General features: G+C 62.4%; 11 protein-coding genes and 1 tRNA gene. 5 read left to right on the top strand and 7 right to left on the bottom strand.

Annotated elements, in window-relative coordinates:
• Positions 1–218: 218 nt before the first annotated feature.
• Positions 219–1,034, bottom strand: coding sequence for an LCCL domain-containing protein (locus ACP146_RS15745; RefSeq protein WP_422367699.1), 816 nt, complete (start codon positions 1,032–1,034; stop codon positions 219–221).
• A gap of 1,042 nt (positions 1,035–2,076) precedes the next feature.
• On the opposite strand from ACP146_RS15745, the gene ACP146_RS15740 reads away from it, so the two are divergent.
• Both ACP146_RS15740 and ACP146_RS15735 read left to right on the top strand, forming a co-directional pair.
• Entirely contained in the window at positions 2,077–3,624 is a 1,548-nt protein-coding gene (locus ACP146_RS15740; protein ID WP_422367698.1) for a hypothetical protein, read from the top strand.
• A 55-nt stretch (positions 3,625–3,679) separates the two neighbouring features.
• The gene (locus ACP146_RS15735; RefSeq protein WP_422367697.1) at positions 3,680–4,039 is read left to right on the top strand and encodes a hypothetical protein; all 360 of its coding nucleotides are present in this window, start codon (positions 3,680–3,682) and stop codon (positions 4,037–4,039) included.
• Between the two features lie 37 nt (positions 4,040–4,076).
• On the opposite strand, the gene ACP146_RS15730 is transcribed toward ACP146_RS15735, so the two are convergent.
• A tRNA-Leu gene (locus ACP146_RS15730) sits at positions 4,077–4,164 on the bottom strand.
• Positions 4,165–4,396: 232 nt separating this feature from the next.
• Between ACP146_RS15730 and ACP146_RS15725 the strand changes: the two genes are divergently transcribed.
• Complete coding sequence (locus ACP146_RS15725) at positions 4,397–4,810, top strand: hypothetical protein (RefSeq protein WP_422367696.1); 414 nt, start codon at positions 4,397–4,399, stop codon at positions 4,808–4,810.
• Between the two features lie 220 nt (positions 4,811–5,030).
• Here the strand turns inward: ACP146_RS15725 and ACP146_RS15720 are convergent, their stop codons facing one another.
• Positions 5,031–5,885 carry a LysR family transcriptional regulator gene (locus ACP146_RS15720; RefSeq protein ID WP_422367695.1) on the bottom strand — a complete coding sequence of 285 codons (855 nt, stop codon included), beginning with the start codon at positions 5,883–5,885 and terminating at the stop codon, positions 5,031–5,033.
• A gap of 177 nt (positions 5,886–6,062) precedes the next feature.
• Between ACP146_RS15720 and ACP146_RS15715 the strand changes: the two genes are divergently transcribed.
• The gene (locus ACP146_RS15715; RefSeq protein ID WP_422367694.1) at positions 6,063–6,497 is read left to right on the top strand and encodes a globin domain-containing protein; all 435 of its coding nucleotides are present in this window, start codon (positions 6,063–6,065) and stop codon (positions 6,495–6,497) included.
• Positions 6,498–6,720: 223 nt separating this feature from the next.
• A complete protein-coding gene (locus ACP146_RS15710; protein WP_422367693.1) occupies positions 6,721–7,533 on the top strand; it encodes an SDR family NAD(P)-dependent oxidoreductase in 813 nt (270 codons plus the stop codon).
• 79 nt (positions 7,534–7,612) lie between these two features.
• On the opposite strand, the gene ACP146_RS15705 is transcribed toward ACP146_RS15710, so the two are convergent.
• The 4 genes from ACP146_RS15705 to ACP146_RS15690 form a co-directional block, all read right to left on the bottom strand.
• The gene (locus tag ACP146_RS15705; RefSeq protein WP_422367692.1) at positions 7,613–9,733 is read right to left on the bottom strand and encodes a HAMP domain-containing methyl-accepting chemotaxis protein; all 2,121 of its coding nucleotides are present in this window, start codon (positions 9,731–9,733) and stop codon (positions 7,613–7,615) included.
• 299 nt (positions 9,734–10,032) lie between these two features.
• Positions 10,033–10,383, bottom strand: a complete 351-nt coding sequence (locus ACP146_RS15700) for a hypothetical protein (protein ID WP_422367691.1) — start codon at positions 10,381–10,383, stop codon at positions 10,033–10,035.
• 65 nt (positions 10,384–10,448) lie between these two features.
• Positions 10,449–11,549 (bottom strand): AbrB family transcriptional regulator, encoded by a 1,101-nt coding sequence (locus tag ACP146_RS15695; RefSeq protein WP_422367690.1) that lies wholly within the window; start codon positions 11,547–11,549, stop codon positions 10,449–10,451.
• Positions 11,549–12,505 (bottom strand): succinylglutamate desuccinylase, encoded by a 957-nt coding sequence (locus ACP146_RS15690; RefSeq protein ID WP_422367689.1) that lies wholly within the window; start codon positions 12,503–12,505, stop codon positions 11,549–11,551. The genes ACP146_RS15695 and ACP146_RS15690 overlap by 1 nt, the downstream gene beginning before the upstream one ends.
• Positions 12,506–12,509 lie beyond the last annotated feature (4 nt).

Genomic DNA, 12,509 nt, shown 5'->3' with positions numbered 1-12,509 from the left:
AGAAACGAAAGAGCCCATAGCGCATCATGTCGATTGGATTTTCGATGGTGAGCTGTAAAACGTCTGCCTCGGCCAGGCGTCGTGGACACGCCTCTCTCTTCGCTGGATCGGCCGGGACACAAAAGAAAACACCCTGGCGATGCATTCGGCATCGGCCAGGGTGTTTCTCACTTTGACCCGCCTGTCGTCCAGCGGGTTCATCCATTCAAAACGGCACTTCAGTTCTGAACGGCAGTGCTCGGTGCGGCTGCGCTGTCGACAAAGGAGATCGAGCGCGGGTTGCCGGAACCGTCGGCGGTTTCGATGCCGTTGCGAATGCTGCCGACGAGCCTCTTGATGCCCGGATCCAACTGAACCTCGACAATGCCGCCTTCTTCCATCGTGATCTTCCCGGCATGGACCGCCGCCTGGCAGACGATGGAGTTGTGGGCGTATGAATCGGTTCCGACCACCCTGCGCAGCCGCAGGTCGCCGGGGGCAACCGGGCAGTTGAAGGTGAAACGCTGACCCACCAGGTCCTTTCGCGCATAACCGGAGTCGGTGAAGCGGAAGTCCCACTTCAAACGCTCGATGTAGGGTGCGCGGGCCTCGTCGGCGGCGGTCGCATCCGTCGCGTCGACGAACACCATGCTGCGCGGGGTGCCCGGCAGGTTGCCGCTGTCGATGCCGTTGCGGCTGCTGCCCGTGTAGGACTCCGCACCCGGGTTCAGCTGAACGGTGACAGGCCCGCCGTCCGTGGTGATCTTGCCGGCGTGCAGCGCGGCGACACAGATCGGGTTTTTACTGGGATAGACGTCGGTGCCGAAGATCGGTTCGACTTCGTCTCTGATCGACCGCGGCGGGCAGACGGCGGAGAAGCGCTGGCCGATAAACTTGTCGGCGTCGAACTGAAACTTCTTGAGGCCGGTGTCCCACTCCAGCTCGGGGAGGACGGGGTCGGCATTCTGAGCGATCGCGTCGCTGATTGCCGCACCGCCAAGAGAAAAGCCAACCGCTGAAACGGCGGCAAGCAGGGTCAGTTTACGTTTGGTCATTTGTAAGTCTCCGTGAATTGATTGGCTTTATCGTCGCTGCGAAAATGCTCACAATAACAATATGTTACGGATCTATTCTGATCGGCTTTCGGCAAATCACTTCCTCGACGCCGGCCGCTCCGCGAATGAGAGAGGGGTTGTCTCTCGTGGAACCTGGCCGCATCTGCCATGCAGTCTCGGTCCCAACATTCACGCAGAGGGAATCCGCAGCTGTTCCCTTGTCGGTATCATCGAGGCCGTGGTTCAAAGAAAGTGCAGTGGCAGCGCAGCCGAACTGCTTGCCTTGGCGTCTTCCGTTGTTTCCTTGATCCTTCGGCGCAGCTTTTGTCTAAGCACAAAGGTTCGGTTGGACATCACGCCCAGACTGAACGCCCAGACCGAACGGCGGGACTATGACCGAAAACACCGGGGAAAGGAGCCCGCAAAGCTGCATGCTGTTCATGCGGTTTCTCGGGTTCAAGTCGGGCATTGCTGTGTCTATCTCCATGCGACATGTCCCTGCGGAACGCTGAAGCGCGTTGCCGCACCCTTTGTCATGCATTGAACCTAAACGTCTCTTCCCGCGATCAACGTGAGAGTTGCGGCCTCACGGCGCGGATCTGGCCTATGGACGATAGGAGAACGGCCATGCATCGCCGCCGCAGTCCAGCGCCAAAGATCCGCCCTGCAACCCCGTCTTCCACTGGCCTGTTTTTTTGGCGGTTGCCGCGCTCTGTCGGGCGGCAGGCAAGATGTGGCTTACGCTGTGCCTCCCTTCGGCAAGGACGCGGGCGTTGATCAGGAAGAAGATGCCTGCACTACCTCTGCCCTCAGTCTGCAACCTTTGGGCAGTGGATCAGGGGGGGGATCGCTCCTATAAGGCTGGGGGGAGGCGGTATGCTACGGCTCGTCCGGGGCCTGGGCGACTAACCCCCCTGGGCGACTAACCCCAATGCGCCGCGACAGCGTTCAAAAGCGATTGAACCCGGTCCGTTGCTGGGCCGACTGACGAGGGAGGCCGCAGCAATTTCTGCCGCTGCCTCCCAATCAGAAAGGAAGAAAAATGTCGCCGCATTCATTCTTTCGCAGCCTCCGTCTGATGTCGGCCAGCGCCGCGCTGGCGGCTTTGTTGCCCGCTTCGGCCCTGGCCGACTCCGTTGATGCGGAGGTCGTTAACCTGGTCTCCAAGCAGATCATCGTCGAGAGCAACGGCAGCAGCTACCACCGCGTGTCGCACCTGGCCAACCTGGTCGCCGACGCGCGCATCCGTGTGGATACGGGATCGGTCGGCCGGGTCCTAAGCTGGAAGCTCTGGCTTGGGCTCTCTAACAGAGACGGTGCACACATCGACTTTCCGACCTTCGGCAAGGGCAAATCATACGACGCTTTCCAACGGCCGCGCCGGGTCGACCGCACCGAACGGCTGATTGTCCCCTCCACGATGTGGAAAAGCTTCGTGCTGGCGCGCTGCAATGAACTGGCGGATGATCTGCGCGCCCAGGGACTCGGCAACACAGCTATCTTCGGTCAGGATCGCAGTCTGGAGCTTGCTGTGATCGCCCATTTCGACGCCGATACCAACGGCGCGGGCAGCAACTATTTCGTCGAAGCAAAGCCTTGGGAGTCTCATCCGAAGACGGAGGTAATCTGCAAAAAGTGGCCGGGCGCATCAATTCCCCAGGCCAGCAACAGCCTCGGCGTCACACCGGCCAAGGTGGTGAACAAGGGACTGTCGATCTACGAGCAGTACGGGATCGGTGGGCTCTGCAAGATTCGCCTCGACGGCTGGATCACCACGGACCAGAAGAATACCGAAGTCAGCTTCCGCTACCGCAATCAGGAAGGCAAGACCAGCAAGGTCTGGAGCGTCAACACCGGCGAGAACAAGACCGCCACCTTCAGCCACTGGTACACCATCAACGACAACGGCTTCAGCGAGTCGGGTATCGCCTTGGCGGAAACCGGCTTCGTGCGCATGGTCGGTGTCAGTCACGACTTCAAAAGCGCCTGGGCCGAATACACCATGGAATGTGTCGAGGGCGGGCCGGGTGCTCTGACGGCGAACGAACCGCCGAAGTTGACGATGCAGATTGTCGAGCAGGGCAAGGTTGAGGTGCACGGCTATCTCTGCCCCGAACGCCTAAAGCTTGTCGGCTTGCTTGAAGGGCGCGGCAACTTCTCCGGTAAGGTCGTTTTCTTCGGGCCCGGCTATCTCGCCCCGCCGCACGACTACAGCATTACCCATGGCCAGAAACTGATCTTTGGCGCCGACGCGACGCTGGACTGGAGCGAGACGCCGCCGCCCAGTCCTCACGGCCCCATGGGGCAGCACCGAGGCTTCCGGCTCAACGTGACCAACGCCAACGACAAGGTCGTGGCGTCCCTTCCGCTGCGCCACCACTTCGCCCAATGCCGTCCCGCCCGGCTGAATCCGGTCGTGGTGCCCAAGGATGGCCTGACTGTGGAGCCGCGCCCGGCGGGAGCTGCCGGCAGCCGCAAGGCGCCGGCAGCGATCATCCGAGTGCCTCAGGCGGCTCCCCCGCAACCTGGCAGGCCCGAATCGTTGCAGCCGACAATCAGGCTGAAGCAGTTTCAGAAGAAGGCCGACTAGGGGCATTGCAAAGAGGCTGAATGCCAGCGCGAAACCTGCCCGGAGACCCAGACCCATGACTCTGCCATCCCACGCCGGTTTCGTCATCGTGCCGCTGCACTTGGTGGCCGGATACCTCTTCGGCTTGATTCCGGCCTCGGTCTACCAGCCCGGCTACTACGCGATCTACGGCGGTATCGTGATGACCCTGCTGGTCACTCTGGTGGTCTACGGCACGGTGCTTTGGCATCAGCAACCGGGTATGGGGACGCTCTGGCTGCACTTTCTGCTTGGGGTCCTCGCGGTGGCGCTGCCGTTCTTCACCCTCGACTTCAAGGATACCTGGAGTGCGATCATCTATCTGCCGATCATGGGCGGCAGCCTGGTCGCCTGCCTGATCGTCGGCCATGTCGTGGTCTTCGCGGCCCGGTCCTAGCGCCGCCCTTGGCCAGGGCTGCAGGGAAGGGTGGCAGTGGTGCCCGCTGCCGGACTCGAACCGGCACGACCTGAACGGTCCCGAGATTTTAAGTCTCGTATGTCTACCAATTCCATCAAGCGGGCCCGTGGCTCTACCAGACTTGGGCCCCCTCTTGTGCCCCAGGCTCCGGCCCTATGCAAGCGTGCCGCCGAGGCCGGAATCGGGGGCTTCCAGGCGCCGGAAATGCGCTGGTTTATAAGGGATTTAACCTGAATCTCGGGTCTGCGAAAAAAAATGAACCGCTGCGGCTTCTCCACCGACTGAAGAGGTAGTTACACGGCGCTCGCGCCTTTTCAGTGGTTAAGGAGAAATTTCATGAAGCGTGCACTTCCGGTTCTGGCGGCGGTAGCCGCTATCTCTGCCGTTGTGGCTATCGGCCAAGGGGCCGACGCCCAGATCCAACGCGGGTCCGGCAGTTTCCAGACTCAGCCGAACACGGCCAACCCGGACAACCGCCTGCCGCACAACGCGCAGCCGACGAATCAAGGTGGTGTCGGCGGCTTCAAAACGTCTCCAACCAACTGTCTGCCGGGCTGGACGCAGGTCGAGCTGAAGCTCGACACCAGCGGCAATCTTTCGCGGATGACTTGTCAGTCCCCCATCATTGATTGTCCGACGGGTCATCCGAACTACTCGGTCGGTCTCGAGGTGGTGAAACAACCTGTCCACATCGAGGACGGCAGATACCGTCTTCAGTATCGCTGCCAGTACTTCGCCCCCGCTGGCTGAGGCGCGTCCCTCGCGAAGCACCGATCGGCAGGCTGATAGGGCTCTCCCACCCCTCCACCCAGTCTGCCGTAGCTCCACGGGCCGCAGCCTTCTCCACCCCTGGAGGCGGCCCGTGGGGCACCTTCTCATGCTTATCCAGGCTGTCCCGAGCCCGGCTCTGCCAGGTCCGGGTGCTTGCGGATGAGGTGAGGTTTGGCGGCTGAAGACCGGCGGTCTGCGCTCAATCGGCCGGTTGAAAGACCGATTTGAAGGACTCGCGCAGCCAGCGGATGGTCGCCTGGACGCGGGAGGACTCGATGGTGTCCGGCTGTGCGTGGAGGTGCAGGACGCGCACGAACTCCGGTTCGCCTTCACCGACCCGCACCAAGCCGTCATCCTTTTCGGCCAGGCACATGGGCAGCAGGCCCCGGCCGACACCCTCGCGCACCGCGGACAGCATGATTCCGGCGTCGGTGGCGGTGACGCGCAGGGGTTCTCCCCGGGCCCGCAGGCGCTTGTGCGCCCGGGTGATCGCGGGACGCAGGGAATCCTCGTCGTAGAACGACACCCAGTCCGATCCCTTCACCGGCGCATTGCACGACCGGTAGACCGCATAGGGTACGTCGCCCAGTTTGATCGCGAACTCGGCGTCCCCCGGCTCGACCTCGAACCAGAGGCCCAGCGAGGCCTCGCCGCGGACCCGGGCCCGCGGCGTCAGTGTCATGATCCGCAGGTCAAGGCGGGGATGGGCCGCCAAAAAGGGCGCCATGGCCTTTTGAGCGAGGCGGTCGAGGGTCCAGGCGTTTCCGAGCAGGCGGACAATGCCGACGGGGCCTTCGTCGCCGGAGGTGATCTCGTCGGTCAGCCGTTCGATGCGCCGCTCCACCTCCAGGGCCTGCTTGATGGCGGCGTCCCCGGCATCGGTGGGGGCAAAGCCGGTCTTGGAGCGGACGAAGAGAATGACCCCCAGGTCGGCCTCGAGAGCCGAGAGCCGGCGGCCGGCGGTCGACTGGTCGATCCCCAGCAACTGGGCGGCCTGGGTCAAAGAACCCACACGGCTGATCGCGAGGGCGACTTTCAGATTGTCCCAGTCCATCGGCGGCCTCCTGGCAGGATCATGCAATCCTGCATTTTCCTTGTGCGCATTCTCGGGTTCAAGTCCGGATGGTTTTTCTGTATTCCAAAATTGTCAGGTAACACTGCGGCGATTGCCCGGATCCCGGCGATCACCGTTGTGTACTTGGCGTTGTGTCGTTTCCAGGGGCACTGCTGGATGGCGTTGACGAACGAAGAGGCGGAACTGATCCGGGATAGTTTCCGTGTTGTCTCGCAGATAAAGAGGCAGGCGGCAAACCGATTCTACCAAAACCTTTTCGAAGCCGAGCCCGGCCTGCGCAATCTGTTTATCAACGACATGGACCAGCAGGGCGCTCTCCTGATGAGCAAGCTTGGTCTGGTGGTCGCGGAGATCCAGAATCTGGACGCGCTTGTTCCGATGCTGGAGGACCTGGCCCTCCGCCATGTCGCTTACGGCGTTAAGCCCGAGGACTATGACCTGGTCGGCGAGGCCCTGGTGCAGATGCTGTCCGATTTGATTGGCGACGACTTCTCGCAGGAGGCGCGGGACGCCTGGGCCAAGGCCTACGACGAATTGGCGACACGCATGATCAGCAGTGCCTATAGCCATCGAAAGGCGTCGACGAACTAGCCGTACTGCACCCGAGTTTTGCAGGCTGTTTGGCTCTCCCACAGTTCCACCGGCCTGCCCAAGGCCCCATGAGTCGTTATCCCCGGTAATGGCTCATGGGGCACCCCACCGCCTTGCTTGCAACCTCCCGGCCGCGTTTCCCGCTCCGGCACACTCCCTCGTCAGGCTGGCAACCGTCTTTGGGTTCTGGCATCAAGACGGCTTGCAACGTGGGAGGACGACTGTGACCGAGAGCAAAACCGGGCGCCTGAACGGCAAGGTGGCAATGGTGGTGGGCGCGGGATCTTCCGGGCCCGGCTGGGGCAATGGCAAGGCGGCAGCGGTTCTCTTCGCCCGCGAGGGGGCGAGACTGTTTTGCGTGGATATCAACCTCTCGGCGGCGGAAGAGACGGTGGCGATCATTCGCAGCGAAGGCGGGGAGGCGCTGGCGCAGCAGGCCGATGTCGCCAAGGCCGATGATGTCGCCGCCATGGTTGCGCAGTGCCTCGACAGTTACGGTCGTGTCGATGTTCTGGAGAACAATGTCGGCATTCTGGAGGTGGGAGGCCCTGTCGAGGCCAGCGAGGAAAGCTGGGACCGGGTGCTCGACGTCAACCTGAAATCGATGTTCCTGACCTGCAAGCATGTCTTGCCGGTGATGCTGCGGCAAGGGGGCGGGGTGATCGTCAACATCGCCTCCATCGCCGGCATCCGCGACACCGGCGTGCCTTACATCTCCTATTCCACCAGCAAGGGGGCGGTCTTGCCTTTCACCCGCTCGGTGGCCCTGCAGTACGCCAAGCAGGGTATCCGGGCCAATGCGATCCTGCCCGGCCTGATGAACACGCCGATGATCGTGGAGCCGCTGAAAGACAGCTATGCCGACGGCGACGTTGAGGAAATGATCCGTCTGCGCGATGCGCAGTGCCCGACCGGCAAGATGGGGGATGCCTGGGACGTCGCCCGGGCGGCGCTGTTCCTGGCCAGCGACGAGGCGCGCTATATCACCGGAACCGAGTTGATCGTGGATGGCGGCCTGACGGCCAAATTTTCCTGAGGCGCGGCAGTACACAAAAGAAGAGGGCGCCCGGCGATGTCAGCCGGACGCCCTTTTCTCAAGCTCTTGCCGTGCGGTTCTAGGCCGCGCGGATACGGGTGAGGAACTCCTCGACCTTCTTGTTGAGTTCGACGGACTGCTGAGACAGACCCGTCGCCGCTTCCAGAGCCGCGCGGGCGGCGGTTCCGGTTTCCTCGGCGCCCTTTTGAACATCGCCGATGTTCGAAGAGACCTCCTGCGTGCCGGTGGCGGCCTGCTGGGTATTGGTGGAGATCTCGGAGACAGCCGCCGTCTGCTCTTCGATAGCAGCGGAAATCGACCCGGCGATCTCGTCGACCTTCACGATGGTCTCCTTGATCCGGCTGATGGCCTGTACGGCGGAGTCCGTGGTCGACTGCACGCTGTCGATCTGCTGAGCGATTTCTTCCGTCGCCTTGGCGGTCTGCTGGGCCAGGCTCTTGACCTCGGAGGCGACAACGGCAAAGCCCTTTCCGGCTTCACCGGCGCGCGCCGCCTCGATCGTGGCATTCAAGGCCAGCAGATTGGTCTGCTCGGCGATGTCAGAAATCAGGGTCACGACTTCACCGATCTTCTGAGCAGCCGCAGCCAGCTCGCGGACGACGGTGTCGGTCTCCTCGACCTCGCTCTTGGCCTCGCCGGTGCTGCGTGTCGATTCGGTGACCTGCCTGGCGATCTCATTGATCGAGCTGGACATCTCCTCGGAAGAGGCCGCAACCGTCTGGACGTTTGCCGTGGCCTGCTCGGCTGCGGCGGCAACGGCCGTCGACTTGGATGTCGCATCCTCGGCAGCGCCCGTCAGGTTCTGAGCTGAGCCCTTGATCTCGTTCGAGGCGGTCGAAACGGAGTCCACCACTTCCTTGACCGAAGCCTCGAAGTCGTCGGCCAGTTCGTTCATGGCCTTGCGCTTTTCCTCTTCGGCCTTTTTCTCCTGCTCGACTCGTTCGGCGGCCAGGCGATCCACCTCCATGGCGTTCTCCTTGAACACCTGGACCGCTTCGGCCATGGCGCCGAGTTCATCTTTCTGACCCAGCGAAGGAATCTCGATCGTCTTGTTGCCCTTGGCCAGTTCGGTCATGGAAGAGGTCATGCGGTTGATTGGGCGGGAAATGCCCATGCCGATCACCCAGGCGATGATGACGCCCGCGACCAGACTGATGACGGAGATGATGCCGTCGACGATCTCGGCCTGGCGCATGGAGGCGGAGGCTTCGGGGCCGATCATGTCCTGGCGGGACTTGACCGACAGCTTGTAGTCCTCGATGTCCTTGGCGACTTCCGGGCCGATCTTGTCCAGGTTCTCGCGGATCACGCTGTTACGCTGGTTGATGACCACGTTCACCTCGTCGAACGACTCGCGGTAGATCGAGACGTTCTGCACGACGGCGGTGGCGAGTTGGCGTCGGCGCGGGTTCTGCAGGCTGGCCAGCAGATCGTCGGACAGCTCCCCCAACTCACCGAATTCCTTCATCACACGATCGTAGGACTCCTGCTTGTTGTCGACCAGGAACTTGGTCGCATAGAGCCGTGCGAGAAGTAGGTTCCGCAGCACCATGCCGGCGGTGAAGGCTGCCTCGGCATCGCCGTCTCGGTAGGCGCTCTGCATGATCGCCGAGAGGTCTTTTTCGATCTGCGGCCCGATAACGTTGAGGGTACCGTTGACGATCTCGTTGCGCTTGTCGTTCAGCGCGACGACATTTTCGAAGTGGCCACGGTACTCTTCCATGCGTTGTTTCATGCCTTCGAGCAGTTCGAGGCGATCCGGATCGGCGACCAGCTCTTCGGCGTCTTCAACCAGTTCAACGGTCTTCTCTTCGAAATGGAAGACCTCGTCGATGTCCTTCTGGGACTTCGTGATGATGAAGTCTTTTACGTTCATCCGGGTCATCAGCAGGTTGGCCTGCACCCGGCCGACCGCGTTGGCCTGGCGTGCCAGGGTGCGGTACTCGGTGAACGTGGAATTGGCCACATCCAGAGAGTAGATCGACAGCACGGCGACCGTGGTCAGCATTGCCAGAATCAGACCGAAACCGCCGAAGACGCGGGACGAAATCTTGATGTTGTTCATGAAGCCGAGCAGTCCCCCGGCTTTCGAGAGCGCGCCACCTGCAGCCGCGCGCGCCGCGGAGATACCCTTGTCCATTTGATCTCCGGGAACCCCCAGCTTTGCCACACTACTCATTGCCTTTTCCATCCTCTTCGATTGCCGGCCCAAAGACCGTGTCGCTTTGGCTTGCAGTCTCGCTACAACAGGAGATTGATGTGAACCAATCTAGTTCGCTTTATATTATCAATTTGACTATCCAAATTCCTTTTGTTTGAGCGATTTAAATAGCTATTACGAGTAGCCGTATAAGGTGAGATACTTAATGTTCCGTTATTTTCGCGGTATTCGTTATAAATCCGCGATTATCGCGCGGGCCAACCGGGCGATCGGTTTCATCAGTGCGTTTGGAATCTGCTGTCTGCGCGGCTTCGGCGTCAGCGCTGTGCGGTCGTGTCGGCCACAGTTGGTGGCGCAGGCGATAGATCGCTTTGGAGGTTGGGGCCGCTCAGCGCCGCGGCCTGCGGCGGCATTGCCCCCTGCTTGCTGACCGGCCCTTGGCGGTCGGCGGTGCGGTCTTCTTCACCGGCTCGCTCAGTGAACCGGTCCCTCTCGACGGCTGCTTCGATGACGAGATTTACCCCGAGAAGCTCTTCGACCTGACGGTGTGCCGTTCTCTCCGCATTCCGCCCGATGAGATCCCCCCCGAAGAGATCCCCATCGAGGCTGAGGCAGAGCGGCAGGGCTAGGCAAAGCGCCAGCGTTACGGCAAGAAGGCGATCGGACATGGCGGTTTCAGGACTCGGTCAAGATCACCCTTTGAGCCTGCCGCCGGCCGCGTGACAGGTGTGTGTCAAGTCCCTGGAGGATTCTCGCTCTGACCGGGCTTCCGGCCGATCACCGAAACAGGCAGCAAGCGGAACAGCAGCGGCGTGCAGACAACGATCAGGAATATGCGCGCGATATGGTGGGTGGCGACCAGGGCCGCATCGATAGAGAGCGCCAAGGCGATAAGGCTCATTTCCGCGACGCCGCCGGGAGCGTAGGCGAGGAAGAGGGCGACTGCCGAGAGGTCGGTGACGGGCTGCAGCAGGACGGCGAAAACGAGACTGCCGGCAACCAGTATGGTGGTGCTGCCGAGGGAGGCGAGCAGCGTATGCCCGACAAGGCGCAGGCCGATACCGGCGAAGCGGCAGCCGATCGTGGTTCCGACCACGACCTGGGCGGCGGCGACCAGCTCTGTCGGTGGTTTGGCATCGCTCCAGCCAACCAGGTGCACAGCCGCCGAGACGATCATGGGGCCAAGGATCGCGGCGGCCGGCAAGCGCACCAGCCGGGCTGCAAAAAAACCGACGACACCGCAGAGAGTGAGGACGATCATATCGCCGGCCTCCGCCTCTGCCAGCGGAATACCGCCGGCGGGGCGCGGTCCCGGCGTGTGACCGAAAACCCACTGCATCACGAAGGGCAGAGCGAGCACCACCAGCAGGATGCGGGAGGTATGGGTGAGAGAGATGATGCGTTCGTCACCGCCATTGGCGCCGCCGATGATCACCATCTCCGATAAGCCGCCGGGGGAGGCAGAGAAATAGGCGGTGATCGGATCGTACCCGGCCACCTTGCGCAGGAAGACGGCCACAACGGCGGCCGATACCACTGTGTAGGCGGCGAGCCCGAGAAGCGAGAGCGCCCAGTCGGCGACCCGGTTCAGGATCTCCGGCGCGAAGCCGCTGCCCAACATCACGCCCAGGACGGCAACCATGGCCGTGCGATAGACGATCGGCAGGGTAATCGGCAGACCAGCCATTGCAGCGACGGTCGTGGCCGACATGGCCCCGATCATCCAGGCGAGGGGGATGTGCAGACTCTGCGCCAGCCAACCGCCGGCGGTGCCGATGGCCAGGGCCAGGACGATCTTCTGCCAGGGCGGCGGCTGCCAGTTCGCCAAGACCATCAGACGCACTGCCGCCCGAGACGCACCGCCGTGGTGCCTTGCGGCGGGTGTTCGGCGGGCATGATCAGGATGCAGTTGTCATAGGGGGTCCGCAGGTCTTTATCGCCGTCCCTGGCGATCACCGTGCCGGCTTTCGGAATCATGTCCATGCCCCGATAGTCTTCCAGAAACCGGAAATTCTCGCTGCAGGCGGTCACCGTCTCGCTGACTTCGATAACCCGCTGCTCTGGTGTTTCCAGCGGGATTGCGTAGGCGGAGAGTCGCTCTCGCGCGATCGTGCCGGCCGTCACGAGAAAACGCAGCGTAGTCTCCAGGGCAACCTCGGCGCTTTCGGCGGCAAAGTGATGCCCGCACTCCACAAGCAGGGCGTTGCGCGGGCTGGCCGGGTCGATGAAGTCGCCGTAGTCGCGCAGACGCGGGCCGGCGGCATGACCGCGGTCGCGGACGATAGTGCCGGGGCAGGCCACCCGGCGCGCCAGGGCGAGGCCCTTGTCGGCGGGTCCGGCCATCATCAGTGCTTCGGTTGTCCTGCTCATCGAGTGGATGTCGAGCAGCAGGTCGGCAGCATCGAAAACCGGCCGCAGCTCCCGCGCCCGCTGAAGCTCCAGGGACTGGCCCGGCCCTTCCAGGATGTCGCGCTTCCACAGCCGATTGAAGTCTTCGTCGATAAAGCGGTTGGCATAGGGTATCGAGAGGGAAAACCGCTCAAAAGCCGCCGTGTTTACGAATACCAGCGTGAGGCTGCCGGCACTGGGCCGCAGTCCGTCGCGCAGCAGGCGGTCAAGCGCGATGGCGCCGCAGACTTCATTGCCGTGGACCAGCGCCGAAACAACGACCCGCGGGCCCGGCGAACCGGAATCGAAATGGTGGACATAGTCCGTTTCATGACTGCCTTTCCGCCAGGCGGAAAGGTCCGGCGGCGCAAGCTCAAGGGGATAGCGCTCGCTCGCCGTCACCGCC

The sequence above is a fragment of the Pelagibius sp. genome (assembly GCF_965249265.1).
Lineage (GTDB): Bacteria > Pseudomonadota > Alphaproteobacteria > Kiloniellales > Kiloniellaceae > Pelagibius.
The sequence above is the reverse complement of the archived record's forward strand: the minus strand, read 5'-3'. Positions and strand labels throughout refer to the sequence as shown.